At 46.8% G+C, this 23369-nt stretch carries 20 protein-coding genes; 15 read left to right on the top strand and 5 right to left on the bottom strand.

What is annotated here, in order from left to right; genetic code table 11:
• Nucleotides 1–4 precede the first annotated feature (4 nt).
• The 6 genes from LZG74_RS13230 (at nt 5) to LZG74_RS13255 (ending at nt 6391) form a co-directional block, all read left to right on the top strand.
• Complete coding sequence (locus LZG74_RS13230; RefSeq protein WP_233797043.1) at nt 5–1483, top strand: SusD/RagB family nutrient-binding outer membrane lipoprotein; 1479 nt, start codon at nt 5–7, stop codon at nt 1481–1483.
• 39 nt (nt 1484–1522) lie between these two features.
• A complete protein-coding gene (locus LZG74_RS13235) occupies nt 1523–2005 on the top strand; it encodes a hypothetical protein (RefSeq protein WP_233797044.1) in 483 nt (160 codons plus the stop codon).
• 106 nt (nt 2006–2111) lie between these two features.
• Nucleotides 2112–3302, top strand: a complete 1191-nt coding sequence (locus LZG74_RS13240; protein WP_026628192.1) for a histidinol-phosphate transaminase — start codon at nt 2112–2114, stop codon at nt 3300–3302.
• 193 nt (nt 3303–3495) lie between these two features.
• Entirely contained in the window at nt 3496–4590 is a 1095-nt protein-coding gene (locus tag LZG74_RS13245; RefSeq protein ID WP_233797045.1) for a hypothetical protein, read from the top strand.
• A 22-nt stretch (nt 4591–4612) separates the two neighbouring features.
• Nucleotides 4613–5200 (top strand): hypothetical protein, encoded by a 588-nt coding sequence (locus LZG74_RS13250; protein WP_233797046.1) that lies wholly within the window; start codon nt 4613–4615, stop codon nt 5198–5200.
• A 132-nt stretch (nt 5201–5332) separates the two neighbouring features.
• On the top strand, nt 5333–6391 hold the full coding sequence (locus LZG74_RS13255) for an agmatine/peptidylarginine deiminase (protein WP_233797047.1): 1059 nt from the start codon (nt 5333–5335) through the stop codon (nt 6389–6391).
• 145 nt (nt 6392–6536) lie between these two features.
• Here LZG74_RS13255 and LZG74_RS13260 read toward each other — a convergent pair whose 3' ends face one another.
• Nucleotides 6537–7346, bottom strand: coding sequence for a glycoside hydrolase family 25 protein (locus tag LZG74_RS13260; protein ID WP_233797048.1), 810 nt, complete (start codon nt 7344–7346; stop codon nt 6537–6539).
• Nucleotides 7347–7504: 158 nt separating this feature from the next.
• On the opposite strand from LZG74_RS13260, the gene LZG74_RS13265 reads away from it, so the two are divergent.
• Complete coding sequence (locus tag LZG74_RS13265) at nt 7505–7885, top strand: hypothetical protein (RefSeq protein ID WP_233797049.1); 381 nt, start codon at nt 7505–7507, stop codon at nt 7883–7885.
• 85 nt (nt 7886–7970) lie between these two features.
• On the opposite strand, the gene leuS is transcribed toward LZG74_RS13265, so the two are convergent.
• Nucleotides 7971–10778, bottom strand: coding sequence for a leucine--tRNA ligase (gene leuS / locus LZG74_RS13270; protein WP_233797050.1), 2808 nt, complete (start codon nt 10776–10778; stop codon nt 7971–7973).
• A 252-nt stretch (nt 10779–11030) separates the two neighbouring features.
• Here leuS and LZG74_RS13275 point away from each other — a divergent pair, with 252 nt between their 5' ends.
• From LZG74_RS13275 to LZG74_RS13285, 3 genes are all read left to right on the top strand, one after another.
• Complete coding sequence (locus LZG74_RS13275) at nt 11031–11699, top strand: porin family protein (RefSeq protein ID WP_233797051.1); 669 nt, start codon at nt 11031–11033, stop codon at nt 11697–11699.
• Between the two features lie 163 nt (nt 11700–11862).
• Nucleotides 11863–13353 (top strand): helix-turn-helix domain-containing protein, encoded by a 1491-nt coding sequence (locus tag LZG74_RS13280; protein ID WP_233797052.1) that lies wholly within the window; start codon nt 11863–11865, stop codon nt 13351–13353.
• A 157-nt stretch (nt 13354–13510) separates the two neighbouring features.
• On the top strand, nt 13511–14470 hold the full coding sequence (locus LZG74_RS13285) for a sterol desaturase family protein (RefSeq protein WP_233797053.1): 960 nt from the start codon (nt 13511–13513) through the stop codon (nt 14468–14470).
• On the opposite strand, the gene LZG74_RS13290 is transcribed toward LZG74_RS13285, so the two are convergent.
• Both LZG74_RS13290 and LZG74_RS13295 read right to left on the bottom strand, forming a co-directional pair.
• Nucleotides 14463–15626, bottom strand: a complete 1164-nt coding sequence (locus LZG74_RS13290; RefSeq protein WP_233797054.1) for an acyl-CoA dehydrogenase family protein — start codon at nt 15624–15626, stop codon at nt 14463–14465. The two genes, LZG74_RS13285 and LZG74_RS13290, sit on opposite strands and share 8 nt — an antisense overlap.
• A 14-nt stretch (nt 15627–15640) precedes the next feature.
• Entirely contained in the window at nt 15641–15853 is a 213-nt protein-coding gene (locus LZG74_RS13295) for a type II toxin-antitoxin system HicB family antitoxin (RefSeq protein ID WP_233797055.1), read from the bottom strand.
• Between the two features lie 350 nt (nt 15854–16203).
• Here LZG74_RS13295 and LZG74_RS13300 point away from each other — a divergent pair, with 350 nt between their 5' ends.
• Nucleotides 16204–16641 carry a hypothetical protein gene (locus LZG74_RS13300; RefSeq protein WP_233797056.1) on the top strand — a complete coding sequence of 146 codons (438 nt, stop codon included), beginning with the start codon at nt 16204–16206 and terminating at the stop codon, nt 16639–16641.
• Nucleotides 16642–16645: 4 nt separating this feature from the next.
• On the opposite strand, the gene LZG74_RS13305 is transcribed toward LZG74_RS13300, so the two are convergent.
• The gene (locus LZG74_RS13305) at nt 16646–17569 is read right to left on the bottom strand and encodes a sugar phosphate isomerase/epimerase (protein WP_233797057.1); all 924 of its coding nucleotides are present in this window, start codon (nt 17567–17569) and stop codon (nt 16646–16648) included.
• 108 nt (nt 17570–17677) lie between these two features.
• Between LZG74_RS13305 and LZG74_RS13310 the strand changes: the two genes are divergently transcribed.
• From LZG74_RS13310 to LZG74_RS13325, 4 genes are all read left to right on the top strand, one after another.
• The gene (locus tag LZG74_RS13310; protein WP_233797058.1) at nt 17678–19264 is read left to right on the top strand and encodes an NAD(P)/FAD-dependent oxidoreductase; all 1587 of its coding nucleotides are present in this window, start codon (nt 17678–17680) and stop codon (nt 19262–19264) included.
• Nucleotides 19265–19403: 139 nt separating this feature from the next.
• Nucleotides 19404–19643 carry a DUF2442 domain-containing protein gene (locus LZG74_RS13315; protein WP_233797059.1) on the top strand — a complete coding sequence of 80 codons (240 nt, stop codon included), beginning with the start codon at nt 19404–19406 and terminating at the stop codon, nt 19641–19643.
• A gap of 30 nt (nt 19644–19673) precedes the next feature.
• The gene (locus LZG74_RS13320; RefSeq protein ID WP_233797060.1) at nt 19674–20327 is read left to right on the top strand and encodes a CoA pyrophosphatase; all 654 of its coding nucleotides are present in this window, start codon (nt 19674–19676) and stop codon (nt 20325–20327) included.
• A 169-nt stretch (nt 20328–20496) separates the two neighbouring features.
• Nucleotides 20497–23325, top strand: coding sequence for a DNA gyrase/topoisomerase IV subunit A (locus LZG74_RS13325; RefSeq protein WP_233797061.1), 2829 nt, complete (start codon nt 20497–20499; stop codon nt 23323–23325).
• Nucleotides 23326–23369 lie beyond the last annotated feature (44 nt).

Below are 23369 nucleotides of genomic sequence, written 5' to 3' on the forward strand. Positions count from 1 at the left end.
AAAAATGAGAAATATATTAAATCATAAAACCATTTGGATGACGGCGCTTGCAGGGATTCTTACTGCATCGAGCTGCACCAAAGATTTTGATGAAATGAATACAAGTCCGAACAGCCCCACGGCCATTGGACCACAGTATTTGCTTCCTACCGGCATTGAAACCGCCATCGACCGTTACTGGGGGCACCGCACCCGTTTCGAACGGATCAACATCGATGCAGCCGAGCTTTATGTGCAGCATTTGACGCGTAATATTTATTCCAATGAAGGCGATGACTACACGGTTTCACCTGCATTGGTTGCCAATAACTGGAAAGGATTTTACAACGATTCGCAACTCAATTTCCAACGCATCATTACGATGAGCGGCGAAGGATCGGCCAATCCGCACTCCAACTATGAAGGCGTCGCATTAGTAATGCGCACCTGGGTATTCTCCTTACTGACAGACCTTTACGGAGCTATTCCCTACAACGATGCGATCAATGGAACAGCAGATTCGCCTGTTTACACGCCAAAATACGACGCTATGGAAGTGGTTTACGCAGGAATGCTGAACGACCTGAAAATGGCCAACGAAAAACTGGTTGTAGGCGGCCCGGCCGTTGCGGGTGACATTATGTATGGAGGTGATATCCTGAAATGGAAAAAATTCGCAAATTCGTTGCGCCTTCGCCTTGCGAACCGTCAGGCTGCGAAAAAACCTGCTGAGTCCAAAGCCATTATGACCGAGATCGTAAGCGACGCGAAAAAATTCCCGATTTTCACCAGCAACGCAGACAATGCTCAGCTGAACTGCACGGCGGTTCTGCCTAGTAACAACGAGTGGAACCAGGTGATGAAGCAGGATGGCCGCACCGACTGGAACATCAGCAAAACGCTGGCTGACAAGATGAATGCACTGGACGACAGCCGCATCAAGGTGTATGCCAACCCAAACAAAGACGGCAAATACGAAGGCCACCCAAACGGCCTGCCTGACGCGATCGCCACCACTTACCTGGCAACCAGCTCCACCATTGGCGACGCATTTACCAAAATGGATGCCCCGGAGGTAATCATGACATTTGCCGAATTGAATTTTATTCTGGCCGAAGCAGCATTGGACGGCGAGATCACTGGCAGCCCTAAGACATATTTTGATGCTGGCATCGCCGCTTCATTTGCACAATATGGCTTAACACCCCCTGCATCATTCATTACCAAACTCGGCGCCGTGACGCGGGAAAAAGTATTGGAGCAAAAGTGGGTAGCATTGTTTGCACAGGGTGTTGAAGCCTGGGCAGAATGGCGCAGAACCGGAATCCCGGTGTTTCCGGCACCAGACCCGCGCGCAGTGTTGCAAAACGGAGGCATCCTGCCCACCCGCTTCCCCTATCCGAACTCGGAATATTCACTGAATGCTGAGTCGGTAAAAGCAGGAGAAGGCCTGAACGGCGGCCCTAATGACATGAAAACCAAGCTTTGGTGGGTAGAAAAGTAATCGGGTTATCATCCAAAAAACGCATTTAGAATCGAGATTATGAAAAATATCAAGACATACATTCCCGCTCTTTGCCTCGCGCTTACGCTTTCGCTGGGGATGACCTCGTGCAAAGAAGAAGATCCGTTCCTGGACGTAGACGTGGCACCCGTGCTGGTGGACATTGTTGGCGCAGCATTCGGCGCGCCCATTGCCAGCGAGCCCACCGTGGGTTACCAATTAACTGCACCCAAGCTTACCCTTTCGGCCAGGTTACTGGAACTCGACAAGACCAACATTCTTGACCATACCAAAGGCATTGATTCCATTCCCGTTCCAAATGTCGCGATCAAAATAACATTGCGCTCGGGAGCCGTTCTGGGTGAGGTCACTTCCAATGCACAGGGCCTTGTAACGATCGATAAAACCTGGGCCGAACTGGGCGTACCAACACCCAAGGCAGGCGCGGTTACCAAAATTTCCTGGACGGGATCTTATAAAGGAATTGCGTTCACGAGGTTTTCTCAAATTCAAGCTAACTAACTCAAAATAAGCATAGTGTACAGGTAATTTTTTAATTATTCTGTATATTGTATCAAGGAATTTACCACAAATATTTATCGTCACATCTTTTCTAACCAATACAACAATGACTCAAAAAATGGACCGTCGAAATCTGTTAAAATCCGGTTTAATGGCAATCGGAGGAATGACTTTGGCACCGCATCTGAGCATGGGTGCATTCTCCAACACGCCGCTTAGTCTGGACCCTGAGAACCGCATTTTCCGCAGCCCAATGGTAAGAGAACATTTCTTGCCAAATGACTTCAAAGCACCGAAGATCATTGCGAAACTGAACTCCAATGAGAACCCATACGGGCCTCCTATGTCGGCGCAAAAAGCCGTTGCTGATTCTGTGAAGAACGGAAACCGGTATGCATGGAAAGAAATGTATGATCTGATTGATAAAATTGCCAAAAAAGAAGGCGTTCCGGCGGACCACATTATGATGGGACCGGGATCATCGGATCTTTTGGAAAAAGTGGCTTTGGTAACATTTATGAACGGAAAAGGAAACATTGTTTCTGCCGATCCTTGCTATATGTCGCTTGTTCAGGTGGCCAAATCCGTTGGTGCAACCTGGAAACCCGTTCCCTGCACAGCCGACTGGTCACACGACCTGAAAGCCATGGAAGCGGCGATCGACAGCGAAACAAAACTGGTTTACGTTTGTAATCCAAACAACCCAACCGGCGCTATCACAAAAGGTCAGGATCTGGTGGATTTCTGCTCACGCGTTTCGGAAAAAGTGCCTGTATTTGTAGATGAGGCTTACATTGAGCTTGCTGTTGGTGCGGATACGAAAAGCATGGTTTCGCTTTTATCGCAAAAGAAAAATGTAATCGTAGCCCGCACGTTCTCCAAAATCATGGGAATGGCCGGAATCCGCGTAGGTTACATGGTGGCACTACCTACTTACCTGGCAACGATCAATAAGATCACGCGTGGTGGAATGGGCATTTCTTACACGTCCATTTTCGCAGCGTCTGCAAGCATGGACGACAGCGCATTCCAGGACAACACCCGCAAACTGAACCACGAAGCGAAACTGTATCTATACGAAAACCTGGATAAACTGGGATACAAATACATTCCTTCTTACACCAACTTCGTGTTATTCCCGATCAGCATCACCGGTAAGGAACTTCTCACCAAGATGAGCGAAAAAGGAGTTGCCGTAAGGTCATTCGACATCCAAAACAAGCCCTGGTGCCGCGTCAGTATCGGAACGATGGATGAGATGAAATCCTTCGTCGGCGCGCTGAACCAGCTGAGCTAACATTGTGCACGTGCCTTCGACCGCCCGGCGGCCCGGTCCGCTCAGGCTGACAAGCTTGTCAAAGTGACCGTAGCGGGCCGCCCGGCGGCCGAAGGCTATAACACCGAATATGTTTAAAATCGGCTGTCACACTGAGCGGACCGGGCTACCGGGCGGCCGAAGTGCCCATTGACCATTCAAATTATTTTTGATCATGAGTGATGCATTGCAAAAAACTATAACACTCTTATTATTAATTGGTTTGGGCCTTCTTTTGAAGTCCAAATTCAAAAACAAAGACCAGACAAATGGGATTAAGGAGATCATTTTGTCCGTTGCATTGCCGTCGACGATCTTTATTTCTTTGATGAAGATTGATATTGATTCCTCCATGATCATCATTCCGGTGGTGACGCTGGTTTTCAATTTCTTAATGTTTTTCTCGGCACCGCTCGCATTCTCATTGTTTGGTATTGAAAAAAACAGCCCGACGGGCAGGACGTTAATGATGCTCATCCCTTCACTCGCTCCCGGCCTGTCGTGTTTTCCGTTTATTGCGGAGTTTCTGGGCGAAAAAAGCCTTGCTATCGCTGCATTAGCAGATGTGGGAAATAAGTTTTTCGTGCTGATATCCCTGTACATTCTCGCGATGAACATGTTTTTGAAAAACAGTGATGATAAGGAGACAAAAATGGGTGGAAAGCTGAAAAGCCTGTTTGTGAGCATGTTCCAGGAGCCTATTAACATTCTGATTTTCCTCGCGATCATACTTTTGAGCGTGGGCATAAATTACAGCAGCCTGCCGTTTGTGGTTACTGAAATTTTCGACAAAACCAGCGCGATGATGACACCATTGGTTTTGCTGTTCATTGGTCTGGCTGTACAGCTTAAAGAGGGGAAAAAACGCATTGTAGCAAGCATTTTGTTCTTCCGCGCAGGCATTACCATGATTATCAGCGCAGGCATGATCTACGTATTGCACATTACGGACCTTTCCCTGATCCTGCTTGCCATCGTAATCCCGTTAAGTGCAGCCAGTTTCTGGCCGCTGGCGCATATTTCAGCGTTTAATTTGAGGGAAGATGCGAAAGGTTTGCCGAAAGAAAAAAGAACATTTGACCTGGAACTGGCTGTATTGCTTCTGGCATTCTCCCTGCCATTTTCCACCATTCTGATCCTCGCTATTCTTTCGTCCGGCTCTTTCTTTGCGCATACATCTACGCTGCTTACCTCCGGGATGATCTTTATTGTTCTGGGCGCACTGCCTAATGCTTTAAGTAAAGTTTTCGTCAAAGTTTCCAAAGCCTGATTTTCAATTGAAACTTACATTTATGCATAAGTTCGTCATTACGTCTGTCCTTGCCATCTTATCATTGAACCTGGTTGCCCAAACCAATATGACAACCGCTGACAATGTCAAGTCAGAAGTGACCATTAAAGTATCCAAAAAGAGCAAAAGACATAAATACTTTTCGGACAATGCGCCGGTTACAATGGCGGACGGAAGTGTGAAATCGATTGCAGATGTAAAGGTGGGTGAGCATGTTAAAACCTGCAAGGGAGGCAAAAGCATGGCTACGCAGGTGCGACAAATTGATGTGTATAACAAACCTGACTTTTCGTTAACGGCCATTTACCTGCGCCCTGCCGAAGGAATTGCCAACTATGATCCTAAAATGATCCCCGCCCTGCTGCTGGAAGCAACGCCCAACCACCGTGTTCAGACCAGCAAAGGAAAGAAGCGGTTAAAACAACTTAGCAAGAATGACATTCTTTACCATTACGAACCTTCCACAGGCATTGTGTCATCCTGGAAAGTGGGTGCTGTAAAGCAAAATGCGCGCATTGTTTCAAAGGCGTATAACCTGGAAACAGAAGACGGCACTTACCTGGTAGACAATGTAATGGTTGCACAGTAACGTTTATTTACTCAATGATCTGAGCGGGATGCAGGCAACTGCGTCCCGCTTTTTGTTATACATTATCGCTTTGCAATTGCCAGTCACCAAAACCTTTCCGACCTTTGCACTCTAAAATGACTTCATATTATTGTGCCTGATATAAACACTTCATCGACGCCAGGGGAACTTGGTTTTACATTTCCAGCCGAATGGTTTCCGCACCGCGCCACCTGGCTTACATTTCCGCATAATGAAGCTTCCTGGCAGGGTGAAAGGCTTGCTAAGATGCGTCCGCAATATCTGGCGTTTATCAAGGCCATCAGCCAGGGTGAAAATGTGGGGATCATTGCCAATGATGAAAATCTGAAAGCATTTATTTCCAAAGAGCTGGACCGGACCGGTGTTGCCCTTTCTAAAATTGAATTTGTAATAAAACCCACCAATGATGCATGGTGCCGGGATCACGGGCCATCATTCGTCATCAATGAGCAAACAAAACAGAAGGCGATCGTGGACTGGGGACATAATGCATGGGGAGGCAAATATCCGCCCTATGACGATGATAACCGCACACCGAAAGCCATCGCTGACTATTTAAATCTGCCTGTTTTCAATCCCGGCATCATTATGGAAGGCGGCGCCGTGGAATTTAACGGGGCAGGAAGTTTGCTGACGAGTAGATCGTGCTTACTAAACCTGAATAGAAATCCGCACTTGAATCAAAGCCAGATCGAGGAAACGTTGTGCCAATATTACGGCGTCCAGCAGATTCTGTGGGTGGAAGGCGGCATTGTAGGCGACGACACCGACGGGCACATTGACGACACCACGCGTTTCATTAATGAAGACACCGTCATTGCCTGCGTTGAGCATGATCCCAATGATGAGAACTTTGAAATATTGCAAACCAATCTGCAAATGTTGAAAAACATGCGCTTGTTGAATGGTAAGCAACTGAATATCATTGAAATCCCAATGCCCAAAGCCGTCATCATCGACGGTTTCCGGACGCCTGGTTCCTATGCCAACTTCCTGATCTGCAATGCCGGCGTTATCACCCCGGTTTTCAACAATCCCAATGACCAGGTTGCCATAGACATTCTGGAAAAAGCATTTCCCAAGCTAAAGATCATCCCGCTTGAAGCCACTGAGATCATCTGGGGACAAGGAAGCTTCCACTGTCTAAGCCAGCAGGAACCGCTGTTGTAGGCACTCCTCCCCTCGGACTAAAGTCCGAGGCAAAACCAACAGCCGCTGACGCGGCTCATCAGCAAGTCACTAAGCCGCGTCAGCGGCGACCCATCGCTACCCCCAGGTTTCAACCTGGGGAGAGGGAAGATCCCAGGCGCATCACTCACGGCGAAGCATTCGCCAGATCCGCCCACTCCTCAGGCTCGTGCAGGAACACATTATAATCCACAAAACCTCGGATCCCATCGGCCCAGCCTTTTTCGCTGTGCTGCCAGAAGAGCACGTGCGCGTCTGCGGCGAGGTCGTCCAGGTGCGTGCGGGAATAACCGGCCAGCCAGAGCGGATAATCATCGAAGTTTCCGGCAATGTATTTTTTGTAAAAATATTCATTGACGTAAATGATCGGTTTCACGCCGTAATGCGCTTCAATTTGTTGCAGCCAGTTTTTTACACCTTTAATGATGATATCGTCCGGCTTTCGGGCGTGTGTTTCCAGGTCCAGGACAGGCGGCAGATCGCCCGGCTCCATCCGCACCTGGCCGATGAAGTTTTGGACCTGCCGGTCGGACATTACCCTTGGATTATAGAAATGATAAGCGCCGCGGCGCATCCCTACGCGTTTTGCTTCGGCCCAATTGCGCTTGAATTGCCGGTCTAGATGCGTGGCGCCTTCCGTAGCCTTGATGTATACGAAATCAATCCCTACATTTTCAGAACGCGTTTTTTTCAGCTTATCCCAATTGATTTTTGCATTGTGGTGCGACACGTCGATGCCATGAATGGCGTAGCGGAGCGGCAGCTTGATCCCAAACTTGGCGACGAACTCCCACTGATTCACATCCTTCTTATCTTTCCACCAGATGAGCGCGCCAATCAGAATAATCACCCCGGCAATAATCGCCCAGCCCTTAGCAGGCAACGGTTTCAAATAATTCACTTTGGCCGCCGAAGCCTTAACTTTCCTTTTCGCCATAAGCCGCAAAAGTACAAAAGATCGTTATTTGATCTATCCTACCGCTCAATTTCCTATTCAACCACTCATGTACTATGCTATGCATAGTACCTGTCATCGCCGTATGTTTGTCATGTTCAAACGGAACCACAAGAGCCAAACTTTAAATTCTATTAGCCATGAAAACTTCATTCAGAACCTTCGCATTAGCCATTGCTTTCACCGCTTCCTTCGCTTTCAGTTCTTTCGCAGAGGATAAGGAGACCAAAAAAGTTACCGGATTTGGAACAGGCATATTCGTTGCCAAAAATCACAAGCTGTTCGTAAGCGTTGATAAATACAATGATGCAAACGCAATCATTCTGGTGACGGACAAAAAAGGAAAAACCATCTACCGCGAGCAATTGGGTAAAAAAGTTGACAAAATCAGAAAAGTATACGATTTGAACGACCTGCCTGCCGGAGATTACAACATTGAAATTTTCAGCGACGGCGAAAAGGTAACCAAAACCATTTCAGTGAGCGAGCCACACATTCAACGCTCGATCAGCCTTCGCTAAGCACAAAGAAAATTTTAGCCAGAAAAATAAAAGAAAGGGCCTCTGTTTCGCAACAGTGGCCCTTTCGCATTTATAAATCTGAATATTAAATCACAACATTCACAATCCGCTTTGGGACCACGATCACTTTCTTCGGAGCCTTACCTTCCATCCAGCGCTGAACCGTTTCGTCTGCCAAAACCTCCCGCTCAATATCGGAGACGGGCGTGTCCAATGCGAATGTGAGTGAAGCCCTCACTTTACCATTGATCTGGATCGGATACTCGAACACAGAGTCGGTAACGTGCTGCAACTCCCACTTCGGAAACGTTGCTTTTGAAACCATTCCTTTCTCATTGCCGAGCAGATCCCACAATTCTTCACTGATATGCGGCGCATAAGGAGAAAGTAAAACGACAAGCTCCTGCAAAACTGCTTTGCTCTGACATTTAATCGCTCCCAATTCATTGACACAAACCATAAAAGCACTCACGGCAGTGTTGAACGAGAAGTTTTCAATATCCTCTTCGATTTTCTTGATCGTCTTATGCAGGATTTTCAGCTCCTCGGGTTTGGCTGGAATGTCTTTTACCATCCACTGCCCTGCATCATTATAGAACAATCGCCAAAGCTTGCGGATAAAGCGATACGTCCCGTCTATTCCATTGGTATTCCAGGGCTTAGCCTGCTCCAATGGCCCTAAAAACATTTCATACAAACGCAATGTGTCCGCGCCATAACGCTCCACAATGTCATCGGGATTCACGACATTAAACTTGGATTTGGACATTTTCTCCACTTCCACTCCGCACACATATTTGCCATCTTCCAGGATGAATGTTGGATTTTCACCCACAATATCTTTGCGTGATGCTTTAAATTTTTCAACATCCAAAACATCATTTTCCACGATATTGACATCCACATGCAGCGCCGAAACCTCATATTCCGAACGCAAACCTGCGCTTACAAAAACGGGGCTGCTGTAATCATCGCCTTTTACCCGATACACAAAGTTGCTGCGTCCCTGGATCATCCCCTGGTTGATCAGCTTTTTAAACGGCTCTTCCTCAGGTACAAACCCACGGTCTTTCATGAATTTGTTCCAAAAACGGCTGTATAGCAAATGTCCGGTTGCATGCTCGGTGCCGCCAATGTACAGATCCACATCGCGCCAGTAATCGATGGCTTCCTTGGAAGCGAATTCTTCCTGGTTTTTGGGATCCATATAGCGATACCAATACCAACTGCTTCCCGCCCAGCCCGGCATGGTGCTTAGTTCGTAACCACTGCCCGAGCCATGCGCCCAATCCCGTGCGCGGCCCAAAGGCGGCTCGCCATTCTCTGTTGGCAGATATTTGTCAACTTCCGGCAGGTTCAGTGGCAACTCGCCATTTTCTAATAAGTAAGGAAGCGGCTGTCCGGTGCTGTCACTTTTATAAAAAACAGGCACAGGCTCGCCCCAGTAACGCTGACGGCTGAAAACCGCGTCGCGCAGACGATAATTGATCTTCCCTTTTCCAACTCCTTTTTCTTCAAGCCAGTTGATCAAAACTTTGTTGGCTTCGTGAAAAGTAAGGCCATTAATGATGCCCGAATTGATATAATGTCCTTCCTTGGTTGAATCTGCCTGCGTTTCGATTTCTTTTTGCGAATCTAGAATCGGAATGATCGGCAAATTGAAATGCTGTGCAAAATTCCAGTCGCGCTGGTCGCCGGATGGAACTGCCATGACAGCGCCCGTTCCGTAACCTGCCAGCACGTAATCGGCTATATAAACAGGGATTTTCTCATCATTAAAAGGATTTACTGCATAAGCGCCTGTGAATGCACCGGAAACCGTCTTCACGTCAGACATTCTATCACGCTCGGACTTCTTTTTAGTCGTGGCAATGTATGCATCAATGTCACCGCGCTGCCCGGGCGTAGTAATGATATCAACAAGCTCATGCTCAGGCGCGAGCACCATGAACGTAACGCCGTAAATGGTGTCAACGCGGGTGGTGAAAACTTCAATATTCTGCTCATGGCCATCGATGCCGAATTTTACAAGCGCTCCTACCGACCTTCCGATCCAGTTGCGCTGCTGCTCTTTCAGCGATTCGGTCCAGTCAACCGTGTCCAAACCGTCGATTAGCCGTTGTGCATAGGCAGTAATGCGCATCATCCACTGACGCATTAGTTTCTGAACCACAGGAAACCCGCCTCTTTCTGAAACGCCGTCCTTCACCTCATCATTGGAAAGCACCGAACCAAGTCCTGCACACCAGTTTACCGTCGCATCCGCAACATAGGTAAGCCTGTATTTTAATGTCAGTTTATACTGATCTTCTTCTGACCAGCTATTCCATTCTTCGGCTGTAAAAATGGGCGTATCCTCATCACAAGGCGCATTAACACCTTTATTTCCACTTTTTTCAAAAATAGAGATCAATGACTCGATAGGCTCTGCCTTACCAGAATCGTTGTTATACCAGCTTTTGAAAAGCTCGGTGAAGATCCATTGCGTCCATTTGTAATAATCAGGTTCGGACGTGCGCACTTCACGTTTCCAGTCGTAGCTGAAACCCAGATTTTTTAACTGCTCAATGTATCGCGTAATGTTCTGCTCCGTTGTGATGGCGGGATGCTGGCCCGTTTGGATCGCATATTGCTCGGCCGGAAGGCCAAAGCTGTCGAATCCCATCGGGTGCAGCACATTGAAGCCTTTCAGCCTTTTATAACGGGAATAAATATCGGACGCAATGTATCCCAGCGGATGCCCCACGTGCAATCCGGCTCCCGAAGGATAAGGGAACATATCCAAAACATAATATTTGGGAAGCTCCGATTGGTTTTCAACCTGAAATGTGCCGTGGCTCTCCCAATATTGCTGCCACTTTTGTTCTATTTCCCGATGACTGTAATCACTCATAACTGTCTCTATATTTCCTTATTACGATAGAGGCTGACTTTCTGCCTTGCCAAATTTCCAAACTGAGCGCAAAAATAGCGTTTTTGATTGTAATAAGGTTTACACCGTACCACATTAGGTTGCCGACTGCCCGCTGATCCGGCTCTTGTAGAAACTAATGCCCATTTCAGGTGAAATTTCAGATCAGGCCTCCGGGCACAGGTTTTTAAGATTTTTTATTAAGTCAATTATATCTACTAACCAGAAATCAACATGAAAAATTTTATGATTGCGCTGTGCTTGATGACGATAAGCTACGCGGCGACAGCTCAATACGACCCGGCTTTCAGATTCGGTGTTAAAGCCGGAGCTAACCTGTCGAACATCAATGGAAGCAATGACCTGACACTGTCTTCGGGCAATAATCCGTTCAATTTCAAAGACAACGACAACCGATCACTGGGTTTTGTGGGAGGTGTATTTTTCCGTTTTGGTAAATCATTTTATATCCAGCCTGAGATTTTGCTATCACAAAAAGGAGGCCGCTTTAATGTATATGAAGACGGTGTGCAGGATTCAAATGGGAAGGTTGATGTTCGTTTTTCAAACCTGGATGTGCCTATTTTGTTTGGTGTGAGAGTGGCAAAGTTCTTCCGCATCAATGTTGGCCCGATGGCTTCTCTGAGATTATCCAATAATGGTAAAATTGGCGATTCATTTGATGTCATCACAGGCGAAAACTCAGCTGAATTCAAGAACAGGCTAGCTTATGGTTATCAAGCGGGTGTAGGATTTGATTTTGGCAGATTAAGTTTGGATGTGCGTTACGAAGGAAATTTCACAGATATTGTGAAAGTTGAATTTGACAATGCAACCACTGCTTCGCAATTTGGCAAAAAGAGCAATTTGTTCCAGGCAACGCTTGGCTTTGCAATTTTTTGATCCGAAACAATAAAGCATAACAAACGGGACCGTCGCTACGACGTGTCCCGTTTTTGTTTTGATATATTACCGGTGAATCTTGCAGCTATTTCTACTTTTACATTTCTTTAATTAAATTGCCTGTAAACGAAATCGTACATTACAGGCCGATTCTATCAGCGCAGTGGCAATAAATACAGATAATGTAAGGTTGGTTTTCGGGTTGAAGCTCAAACAGCTCCGACTGGATAAAGGATTGTCACTCAATGAGCTGTCTCAAAAATCGGGGTTGTCGATTTCGTACATTAACGAAATTGAAAAAGGCAAGAAATACCCGAAGTCCGACAAGATTATTGCCCTGGCGTCTGCCATGGATGTGGACTACGACACGCTCGTTTCCCTCAAACTCACCAAACGCCTCGAACCCATTTCGGACCTGCTGAGCTCGAATGTGCTCACAGAGCTCCCGCTCGAACTTTTCGGCATTGATCCCGCTAACCTGCTTGAAATTCTTTCCGATGCCCCGGCCAAAATCAGCGCATTTGTAGGCACGCTGATCGAGATTGCGCGGAATTATAATATGTCGATTGAGAAATTCTATTTCTCGGCATTGCGGACTTACCAGGAAATGCACGACAATTATTTTGAAGACATTGAGCTGGAAGCAGAACGTTTTTTAACTGAAAACAATGTTGATCAAGAGCAAATCCTGAATGAAAATGATTTGGCCGAAATCCTGAAATCGCGCTTCAATTATTCGATCGAAAATATTAATGAAAAGGCCAATCCTGAGTTTTCCAGCGTTCGTTCCCTGACGATCACAAATCCGAACGGCAATCGCTTGTTGATCAATAATCATCTCACCTCCGTGCAGCGGGCGTTTATCTTCGGCCGGGAGATCGGTTATTTGTATTTAAATCTGAAAAACAGGCTGCATACTACGGCATTGGTGGAAGCGGAATCGTTTGAACAATTGCTGAATAACTTCAAAGCATCCTACTTTTCAAGCGCCATTATTATCAAGAGAAGCTTGCTGGTGCCTGCAGTGGCAGCGGTTTTTGAACAAAAAAGGTGGCAGCCGCAGCAGCTTATTGACCTCATTCACCGGTTCAACACCACGCCGGAATCATTTTGTTACAGGTTAAGCAATATTCTGCCGCGCTATTTTGGTATTAACCAGATCTTTTTCTCGCGGTTCAATAATTTCGTCGGTCAGAATATTTTCGATATGACCAAGGAAATGCACATTTCCCGGAAGCATTATCCGCACACCGTGAAAGACGAACATTATTGCCGGCGCTGGGTTGCACTGACGATTCTGAATGATTTGGGAGACATTATCAAGCGAAAAGAGCAGCCCGGAATCCTTTGCAAAGCACAAAAATCGACTTACCTAGATACGCGGGATGAATATCTGGTGATCAGTTTTGCATTGCCTATGTCCCCAACTCCGGGCCTTAATGTGAGCGTTTCTATGGGCATTTACCTGGATGAGCCGACCAGGGAAAAATTACAGTTCCTGGACGATCCTTATTTGGTTGCCCGGGAAGTAAACCAAACCTGCGAACGCTGCTCGCTCTTCGACTGCCGGGAAAGGATCGCCGCACCGACTATTCTCCAAAAACGGCACAAAAACGAAGAATTAAGGAAAGCATTGAAGCGGATGATCAACTAAAATCGAGACATATAGGGGTTTAGGCGCAGTTGAATGTCTCATCAGGGAGGTGATTAAAAGTTGATTAAATGCTGGATTAGAAATATCTTAGAATTTATCTTCGCAAACCTTACCACCACGTTCCGATTTATCTTTGTGAATATTTGACACCATTGCTATGCCTGGCACATATGAGTTTGAAGATTTTCTTTTAAAAGTCTCCACTCCGTTTTATCTGTTGCTGATCTGCGTCGAAATTTTCCTGACTTACCGTCCCTCGCACCACCACGACAGCCCGCGCGCTTCCTATAATTTTAAAGATTCTCTTACCAACGCATCCTTAATGCTCCTCAACGGCGGCGTTGACCTGTTATTCAGAACGGCCTATGTGGGCGTGCTGATCTGGTTTTACAACATGGGCGCGGGAACGAGCATTACCAATCCAATTTTTTACTGGTTCAGCCTTTTCCTGCTGGAAGACCTCGCGTTTTACACATTACATTATGTGGATCATCACAGCCGGTTATTTTGGGCCGTGCATGTGACGCATCATTCGTCTGAGCATTTCAACCTGACGACCGGTTTCCGCTCTTCCGTTTTCCAGCCGCTTTACCGCTTCGTGTATTTCATTCCGCTGGCGCTAATCGGCTTTAATCCCGCCGACATCATCATTATGTACTCGCTCACGCAGATTTACGGCATCATTGTGCACACGGAATATGTGGGCAAACTGGGCTGGCTTGAATACATTTTCGTAACCCCTTCCCATCATCGTGTCCACCACGCGAGTAATGTGCAGTATCTGGACAAAAACATGGGCATGTGCCTCATTATCTGGGACCGAATTTTCGGCACATTCCAAGAAGAGTTGGAGACCGTCCCGCCCGTTTACGGATTGACCAAACCCATTGAAAACACAACGCTGGCCCACACCGTTTTGCACGAATGGAAGGAAATAGGAAACGATTTTAAACAGAACACAAACCTGCGGACGAAGCTTAATTACCTGATCAAAGCGCCAGGCTGGTCTCACGACGGTTCAAGACAAACCACAAAGAACCTGCAAACACATCTCGCAGAACAAACTAAGCCAGAACCATTTATAAGAACTGACGGCCAGCAACCAACGGCTATTTAAACGCCGGGATCCCCGTTATTTCGGCACCCAGGATTAACAAATGAATGTCATGCGTGCCTTCATAAGTGATTACTGATTCCAGGTTCATCATATGCCGCATGACGGGATATTCGCCGGAAATCCCCATCGCACCCAAGATCTGGCGACATTCCCGGGCCACATTCAGCGCCATAGCCACATTGTTACGCTTCGCCATGGAAATCTGAGTTGTTGTGGCTCTGCCGTCATTCATTAATGTACCGAGTCGCCAGGCCAGGAGCTGCGCTTTGGTAATTTCCGTCAGCATTTCCGCTAACTTTTTTTGTGTCAATTGAAATGCGCCAATCGGTTTATCAAACTGAATGCGTTCCGCAGCATATTTTACAGCCGTTTCATAGCAATCCATCGCAGCGCCAATAACGCCCCAGGCAATGCCATAACGCGCTTTATCCAGACATTGCAGCGGCGCTTTCAGTCCGGACGCATTGGGAAAAATATTTTTTTTGGGAATAAATACTTGATCGAAAACCAGCTCACCCGTCGCGCTCGCCCTTAATGACCATTTGTTGTGAATTTCGGGTGTAGTAAAGCCCGCCATTCCGCGCTCCACGATCAATCCACGCACCTTTCCTTCCTCATCCCTCGCCCAAACAACCCCTATATCAGCAAACGGAGCATTGGAAATCCACATTTTGGCACCATTAAGGAAATAACCATTTCCCGTTTTCGAAATCCGGGTCTTCATTCCAGCCGGGTTGGAGCCATGATCCGGCTCGGTCAATCCGAAACAGCCAACCAGTTCGCCACTGGCGAGTCCAGAAAGATATTTTTGTTTTTGTTCCTCAGATCCAAATTCATAAATAGGCCACATAACGAGCGAACTCTGCACTGAAATCGTCGACCGCATGCCCGAATCGCCCCTTTCGATTTCCTGGCACATTAGGCCATAACTAATGTAATCCAGCCCGCCACCGCCGTATTCAGCAGGAATAGTAGGACCAAAAACACCAAGCTCGCCAAACTTTTTGATCAGATGCAACGGAAATTCCGCCTTCTGCGCGTAGTTTTCAATGATGGGTTTAATTTCCCTGTCGGAAAAGTCTCTGACGCTGCTCGCAATGAGTTGCTGCTCATGAGTTAAAAGGTCATTGATGTTGTAGAAATCTGGGGTTAACATGCTGCGAAAGTCAATTAAGCATACATCAACTTGCCTTTGGGCTTCGGAATTTCTCGCCCGAGCGTTTTGGCAGTTTCAATCCATTGATCGATTACAATCTGCACATTCAGCAGCGCCTCATTTTGCGTAGAGCCATCCGCCATGCAGCCAGGCAATTCAGGAACTTCCACGACAAATGTGTTGTCCTCTTCACTCCAATACATGATTAACTCGTATTTGCTATTCATAACTTACAAGTTTGTATTTCAAAACAATCCCTCTTACCTGTTTCACCTGATACGATTTAGCCTTACTACCATCAGGTTGGATATTTACAATTTCCACAATATTTCCTTATAAAAATTCTGTGGCTGCCTCCCATCGTCTTTTCGGTGAAACCCAGGTTTATCAAAATTAATCTCAGATCATCGAAACTAAACTTGCTATCGGCAGATCCTGAAAGCAACTTTAACATCAGCTTATGAAATTTCCCATTCTAAAATTTTTATAGTGTGATGATACTTTGCCCAATATAACGTTTACAACCAATATTGCAGAAAAAGCATCTTAGAAGTTGAAACCTCATTTCGCAAACCTTATGAAAATTCGCTACGCTATTTTACTTATAATGCTCTTTACCAACATCCTTTCCTGTAAAAACAAGGAGGACAAAGTTGTTGAGGACATATTTCAGGCGACGAACGATGGCTTGATCGGGAAGTGGAAAATGGTGGAAATCTTGTATGATCCGGGAGATGGTAGTGGAGTATTCCATAAAGTGTCAGAAGATTTATCCACCATTGTAGAGTTTAAGACCAATGGTGATTTTAAAGAAACCCGGGGATCTCTTTCTTCCTATGCCAATCCATTTACCAAATATAGAATCGTGAGCGACGGCCTGATCGAGCTCAGCGGCGCTTCGAACAGTGCTTCTGCCATACTTAACTGGACTTACACGGATCTTACGAGTACAACCGTTACATTCGACTTCGGCTGCAAAGAACGGTGCGCTGGGAAGTTTGTTGCGATCAAATAGGAAGCTATTTCAACCAATCTTTAAATATCTCAGCGCTATAAGCTAGGTCCTTCCGGTGCGCCTCAACAGCATTCATTGTTTTCGGCGACGTTTTTTCAAGACATTGTTCTAAAACCAAATGAGGCGTCACATTCATGGACTGTAAAGTGCTGACCAGGCGGCGATAATCAATGTCTCCGTCGCTGAATGCTTCCTGCCAGACTCCTTCTTTGGATTGGCGCAGATGTAGCTCGACAATTCGTTTTCCATACAATTTTACAATATCAAAAAGTGCAATCTGCGAATTGCCGGAGCCGCGGTAAACCCAGTGAACATCCAGGCAAAGCGACACATTCTTCGGATCCGTGGCTAGCAGCATATGATGAAATTCCCGCGCAGCCGCACGCAGCTCCACATCATGCGTATGGTAAGCGAGCGTCATACCGCGTTTTTTCAGTTCGGCACCTAGTTTATCGAGGTTTTTTGCCTGTTCTGTCAGTTGAGCATCACTCTTATTTTCGGAACCACCCCATTGCAGCGGGTTTGGATTTGTGACGATGATCTTCGTATCAGCCGGTTTCAGTGCATCCGCAATCGCCAGCACAGACTCAATGGATTTGTTCGCTTCTCCCGCATTATGCAGCGAGCTGTTGACATAAACCGACGGCATTACAAGCTGATATTTTTTCAAAACTGGCAGCAACTTGGCAACTTCGCCGGCTTGTGTAAATGCTGGCTCATATGCTTTCAGCTCGGTTGAAGCAAATTCTTCCAGCAATGCGTCCAGATCCGCACCCCATTCTTTCCCCTCGCGGGCATAGAAAGTAATCCATGAATATTGGTTGCAGGAAATAGGAAAAGCAGGGGCCATGCTTTCTGTTTCGGGCAAAAAAGCAGTGCCGGCCGAGACAGCCAGCGAATTCATAAATGTTCTCCGATCCATGGTCATGACACAAAGCTGTTTAGCAAGTTCAGGTAATTTTTATCAAAGATGAAAACAGAAGAATATTACCGTCTTGCTTACCTTTGCAGCCTTAAAGGCTAAATCCCTTTCCCAATGCACCAAACGCTTCAACTGACCCTGGCGCCCGAAATCGCGCTGGACGACGAGAATTTTCGTCAGCATATCATTAAAAAATTGGGGCTGCGTCACAACGACACGCCCATTATCCGCAAAACCCGCCAATCCATCGATGCCCGCAGCCGGCAAGTGAAAGTGAATGTGCAGGCAGAAGTTTATGTCAATGAAACCCCGCCTTCGCTGATCGGCTTCCAACTGGATTATCCCGACGTAAGTGAAAAGCCCCAGGCATTGATTATTGGCTGCGGCCCGGCAGGCATGTTCGCCGCATTGCGGTTGATTGAGCTGGGTATCAAGCCGGTGATCTTTGAAAGGGGAAAAGATGTGCGCGCCAGACGCCGCGACCTGGCTGCTATTAATAAGGAGCACATTGTTAACCCTGAATCCAATTATTGCTTTGGTGAAGGCGGTGCCGGGACTTATTCTGATGGAAAGCTGTATACGCGTTCCAACAAGCGCGGTGACATTCGCCGGGTGCTGGAAATTTTCGTAGGCCACGGAGCCAGTGAGCAGATCCTCATCGACACACACCCGCACATTGGCACCAACAAGCTTCCAGTTGTCGTTTCCGAAATGCGTGAAAGCATATTGAAAGCGGGCGGCGAAATTCATTTTGACACAAAAGTAACCGACCTCATCATTGCCGAAGGTGAGTTAAAGGGCGTTATTACTGATGGTAATAAGGAACATTTGGGCATTGGCGTCATCCTGGCAACGGGACATTCGGCCAGGGACATTTACGAGCTGCTGGATGCGAAAAAGATCCTCATCGAGAGCAAATCATTTGCGATGGGCGTTCGTATTGAGCACCCGCAAAACACCATTGATAAGATCCAGTATCATTGCGAGAAAGACCGTGGGCCTTACTTACCGGCTGCTTCATATAGTCTGGTAACTCAAACGCGCTACAAAGGCATTCAGCGAGGCGTTTTCTCCTTTTGCATGTGTCCGGGCGGGTTCATTGTGCCTGCGGCGACGGCTTCCGGGGAAGTGGTCGTAAATGGCATGTCGCCTTCCCGCCGTGATTCGCCATATGCCAATTCGGGCATTGTGGTTTCGATCGAAGAGCATGATCTTTTGCCGTATAAAGAATTCGGTGCATTGGCTGGCTTGCAATATCAGAAGGAGATTGAGCAGGCAGCTTGCCAGTTTGCCGGTGCCACACAAACCGCTCCGGCTCAGCTGGCTGTGGATTTTGTAAAAGGAAAAGTTTCTTCGCAATTGCGTGACACATCTTACCAGCCGGGCTTGCAGTCTGTTGACCTGCGGGAGGTTCTGCCAGCTGAAATTGCCTTTCCACTCAGCGAAGCACTTTCTGATTTTGGGCAAAAAATGAGAGGTTATATGTCTGGTGACGCGCAGTTGATTGGCGTTGAAAGCCGGACTTCCTCCCCCGTGCGTATCCCCCGCGAACAGGAAACTTGCGAGCATCCCCAGCTGAAAGGCTTGTTCCCTTGCGGCGAAGGAGCCGGTTACGCCGGTGGCATCATGTCGGCCGCCATGGACGGCGAACGCTGCGCCCAGCAACTCGCAAAATTATACGCCAACAAGAAAATCCAATAACTTCGGTATCCGTCGTTGTATTGTTATATTTGCATCAATGACGTTTGGAAGAAATTCCGTATCACACACTATTTTATGCCAGAGATTTTCAGAATGTTGGGGATGAAGTTTTTCTTTCATTTTCTAACTATTGAATGATATGAAAATTAAAAACGTATGGTTCGACGACTCGAATATTTATGTTGTTACGGAAAGCGGACATACCATTGGCAATCCACTTGAATGGTTTGCCAGGCTTAAAAATGCAAGCAAGGAACAACGCCAAAATTTTGAGATCGGCCCTGAGGGCAACAGCCTGCACTGGGAAGAAATTGACGAAGACCTGAGCCTGGAAAGTCTTTTCGATTTCAAGCGCGAGCTGCATTATGCCAAAATCTGACACCAACACTCTACTCAACAACCTGCCTCTATGGCCACTTTGGGATCTTTTTCCTTGTTTGTTAATGCACTCACTCAAAAACTGAAATATCCGCTGCCGGGGGAATCAGCGCACCGGATCATGCAGGCTTCTTCAAAGCTCCGATTGACTTTCAAACCCAACGCCCGCACCCGAAAAAGCGCCGTTCTGGTTTTATTTTATCCTTATAAAGAAGAAATCTATTTCCCACTGATCCTTCGCCCAGCCTACGACGGCGTACATTCCGGACAAGTGGCATTCCCTGGCGGACGATTTGAAAATACAGACGAAAACCTGATCCGCACCGCCTTGCGCGAAGCGCAGGAAGAAATCGGCTTACGCTTAAATGATGTCAAAATCCTGGGCGTTCTTACCGAATTATTTATCCCGGCGAGTAACTTTTATGTTCTCCCTGTGATTGCCGCAATGCCTTACCGCCCCGACTTTTATCCCGACCCGCGGGAGGTGGAAGATATTTTTGAGATCAAATTAGAAGAAATTTCTGATATTGAAATTATCGGTTCCAGCGACATACAAGTCCGTGGCGAACAGGTTCATGCACCGCATTATATGGTGCAGGGATACAAAATCTGGGGTGCCACAGCGATGATGATCAGTGAGCTTTTGACTGTTCTGAACGCGCCGGAAGGTGACCAGGAAAGCTAGAAATTACCGCTTTATTTGCTATATTAGCAGGTAATTCAAATCGATCTTCCGGTCAAGTCTGCGCTGTTCCGTCTTTCTGGAATAGCTTAGCGCTGTATCCCGAACCGGCTGATAACGATTGCCTTACAAATATTTACTGAGTACTTAAAACCTGGTTCCTCCTTCATTTATGGACAAAAACGGAGCTACGCCTGACGTAGAAGATAGCGGATTGCACGATAAACTGCCCATTTCGGGACTATATGAAAGTTGGTTTCTTGATTATGCATCTTATGTAATTCTGGAACGCGCGGTTCCAGCCGTAGAAGATGGCCTTAAACCCGTTCAAAGGCGCATTATGCACGCGTTGAACGAGATGGACGATGGCCGTTTCAATAAAGTCGCCAATGTGGTGGGTTCTTCCATGCAATATCACCCGCACGGCGACGCATCCATTTACGACGCCATTGTAAACATTGGCCAGAAAGAATTGCTTTTTGACACCCAGGGAAACTGGGGAGATATCCGCACGGGCGACGGGGCTGCTGCGGCGCGTTATATAGAAGTCCGTTTGTCGCGCTTTGCAAAGGAAATTGTTTTCAACGACGATACAACCGAATGGCAGCTTTCCTATGACGGCCGTAAGCGCGAGCCGGTAACATTGCCCGTTAAATTTCCGCTGCTCCTTTCCCTGGGCGTTGAAGGAATTGCGGTAGGCTTATCTACCAAAATTCTCCCGCACAACTTCTGCGAGCTGATCGAAGCGTCGATTAGCATTCTGCAAGGTAAGGAAGCTACCATTTACCCCGACTTCCTGACCGGCGGGCAAATTGACATTTCAAATTACAATGATGGTCACAGAGGCGGAAAAGTAAGGGTTAGGGCCAGAATTGAGGAAGAGGATAAGAAAATGCTTGTTATCCGCGATATTCCGTTCGGGACTACGACGACTTCCATCATTGATTCCATCATTAAGGCCAATGATACGGGGAAAATCAAGATCCGGAAAGTGGTCGATAACACGGCTGCGGAGGTTGAGATCCAGGTGCATCTGGCACCGGGTGTATCGCCCGACATTACGATGGACGCGCTTTATGCATTCACCGAATGTGAAGTTTCCATTTCGCCCAATGCGTGTATCATCATCGCCGACAAGCCGCATTTTGTTGGGGTAACCGAAATTTTAAAATACAACACGGGCCAGACGGTTCATTTGCTGCAACGCGAGCTTGAAATCAAGCGGTTAGCATTGCTGGAAAAGATCCTGTATGGTTCTTTGGAAAAAATATTCATTGAAAACCGCATTTACCGGGACATTGAAGAATGCGAAACTTTCGAGGCGGTAATCCGGACCATTGACAAAGGACTTGAACCCTACAAGCCGCAATTTTACCGAGAAATAACGGACGAAGACATTGTAGAGCTGACCGAGATCAAGATCAAGCGTATTTCAAAATACGATGGTTACAAGGCGGATGAGTTGATGAAAAAGTGGCAGGAAGAATTGGCTGAAACCGAGGATAACCTGGTGCATATCACCCGTTTTGCCATTGAATATTACAAAGACCTGCTCAAAAAATACGGCAAAGGACGTGGCCGCAAAACCGAAATCCGGGCATTCAACCAGATTTCGGCGAACATTGTAGCAGCCAACAACCAAAAATTATATGTAAACCGAGCCGAAGGTTTTATCGGTTACGGGCTCAAAAAAGACGAATTCGTAACAGACTGCTCGGACATTGACGACATTATCGTTTTCAAATCCGACGGGAGATGTTTGGTTACGAAAATCCAGGAAAAGGTTTTCGTTGGAAAAGACATTATTCACTGTGCGGTTTTTGTCAAAAACGATGAGCGGATGGTTTATAACCTCGTGTATCTGGATGGCAAAACGGGCGTTTCCTACATTAAAAGATGCCAGATCACCGCAGTCACCCGCGATCGTGAGTACGACCTTACACAGGGCACGCCAAAATCCAAGATCACTTATTTCACAGCGAATGAAAACGGTGAAGCTGAAATCATTGCGGTGAGTTTATCGGCTCAGAGCAAAGCAAAAGTGAAACAGTTTGACTTCAATTTTGCAGATTTGCTGATCAAGAACCGCAGTGCAATGGGAAACATTCTGACGAAATATCCTGTCAGGAAAATCATATTGAAACAGGCCGGCCGCTCCACATTAGGCGGCGTCGATATGTGGTTCGATCCGATTATCGGACGCCTGAACCGCGATGAAAGAGGAGAATACCTAGGCAACTTCGGTCCCTCCGACAGCATTCTGGTTATTTATAAAGAAGGGTCTTACGAGCTTACGAACTTTGACCTGACCAATCATTACGTCTCTAATGAAGTGGTGTTGGTCAAAAAGTTTGATCCGAAAATGGCTATCACCGCATTGTACTATGACGGCGGCCAGAAAAACCATTTCATCAAACGATTTAACATTGAGACTTCGACGCGGGACAAGAAATTCTTGTTTATCAGCGATGCCAAAAACAGCAAGTTACTGCTAGCCAGCACGGATAAGCGCCCGAGATTGGAAGTTATCTTACCCAAAACAGCCACCAGGGAGCAATCAAAAGAAGAATATGTGATTGAAGAAATGGTCGATGTGCGCGGCTGGCGGGCGATGGGAAATAAGCTTCCTAACGACAAGTTCAAGGACGTTCGCTGGCTGGAACCGCTGCCGGAACCTGAGGAAGAAGCAGTTATAGCAGAAGTTGCCAATGAGGAGGTCTCGGATGAAGACAGTGCTACTGAGGACGTCGGGGGTGAGCAGATTGCCAGTGAGGAAGTTGCAGATGAGGACATTAAGGAAGCGGAAGCTGCCGAACAAGAAGATAATGCGGGAGATATTTCGCCAGCGGACGATAAGGCAAAACCAGAGACGGACGACTCAAAATCTGAGACTGGCGAAGACGCAAAATCAGTGATTGGCGAAGACGCAAAGTCTGATACAAAGCCAAAAAAAGAGCCTAAAAAACGGAAGGATGAGAAAAACCAGCTGGGGCTTTTTTAAGTGATTTATCAAAAAAATAAAAAGAAAGTCAGCAACGAAGAACG

It is taken from the genome of Dyadobacter sp. CY327, from assembly GCF_021390415.1.
Classification (GTDB): domain Bacteria; phylum Bacteroidota; class Bacteroidia; order Cytophagales; family Spirosomataceae; genus Dyadobacter; species Dyadobacter chenhuakuii.

What these genes read in the sequence shown, in the direction of transcription:
- LZG74_RS13230 (WP_233797043.1), top strand. Translation starts at nt 5, where the DNA reads ATGAGAAATATATTAAATCATAAAACCATTTGGATGACGGCGCTTGCA.
- LZG74_RS13235 (WP_233797044.1), top strand. Translation starts at nt 1,523, where the DNA reads ATGAAAAATATCAAGACATACATTCCCGCTCTTTGCCTCGCGCTTACG.
- LZG74_RS13240 (WP_026628192.1), top strand. Translation starts at nt 2,112, where the DNA reads ATGACTCAAAAAATGGACCGTCGAAATCTGTTAAAATCCGGTTTAATG.
- LZG74_RS13245 (WP_233797045.1), top strand. Translation starts at nt 3,496, where the DNA reads ATGAGTGATGCATTGCAAAAAACTATAACACTCTTATTATTAATTGGT.
- LZG74_RS13250 (WP_233797046.1), top strand. Translation starts at nt 4,613, where the DNA reads ATGCATAAGTTCGTCATTACGTCTGTCCTTGCCATCTTATCATTGAAC.
- LZG74_RS13260 (WP_233797048.1), bottom strand. Translation starts at nt 7,346, where the DNA reads ATGGCGAAAAGGAAAGTTAAGGCTTCGGCGGCCAAAGTGAATTATTTG.
- LZG74_RS13265 (WP_233797049.1), top strand. Translation starts at nt 7,505, where the DNA reads ATGAAAACTTCATTCAGAACCTTCGCATTAGCCATTGCTTTCACCGCT.
- leuS (WP_233797050.1), bottom strand. Translation starts at nt 10,778, where the DNA reads ATGAGTGATTACAGTCATCGGGAAATAGAACAAAAGTGGCAGCAATAT.
- LZG74_RS13275 (WP_233797051.1), top strand. Translation starts at nt 11,031, where the DNA reads ATGAAAAATTTTATGATTGCGCTGTGCTTGATGACGATAAGCTACGCG.
- LZG74_RS13285 (WP_233797053.1), top strand. Translation starts at nt 13,511, where the DNA reads ATGCCTGGCACATATGAGTTTGAAGATTTTCTTTTAAAAGTCTCCACT.
- LZG74_RS13290 (WP_233797054.1), bottom strand. Translation starts at nt 15,626, where the DNA reads ATGTTAACCCCAGATTTCTACAACATCAATGACCTTTTAACTCATGAG.
- LZG74_RS13295 (WP_233797055.1), bottom strand. Translation starts at nt 15,853, where the DNA reads ATGAATAGCAAATACGAGTTAATCATGTATTGGAGTGAAGAGGACAAC.
- LZG74_RS13300 (WP_233797056.1), top strand. Translation starts at nt 16,204, where the DNA reads ATGAAAATTCGCTACGCTATTTTACTTATAATGCTCTTTACCAACATC.
- LZG74_RS13305 (WP_233797057.1), bottom strand. Translation starts at nt 17,569, where the DNA reads ATGACCATGGATCGGAGAACATTTATGAATTCGCTGGCTGTCTCGGCC.
- LZG74_RS13310 (WP_233797058.1), top strand. Translation starts at nt 17,678, where the DNA reads ATGCACCAAACGCTTCAACTGACCCTGGCGCCCGAAATCGCGCTGGAC.
- LZG74_RS13315 (WP_233797059.1), top strand. Translation starts at nt 19,404, where the DNA reads ATGAAAATTAAAAACGTATGGTTCGACGACTCGAATATTTATGTTGTT.
- LZG74_RS13320 (WP_233797060.1), top strand. Translation starts at nt 19,674, where the DNA reads ATGGCCACTTTGGGATCTTTTTCCTTGTTTGTTAATGCACTCACTCAA.
- LZG74_RS13325 (WP_233797061.1), top strand. Translation starts at nt 20,497, where the DNA reads ATGGACAAAAACGGAGCTACGCCTGACGTAGAAGATAGCGGATTGCAC.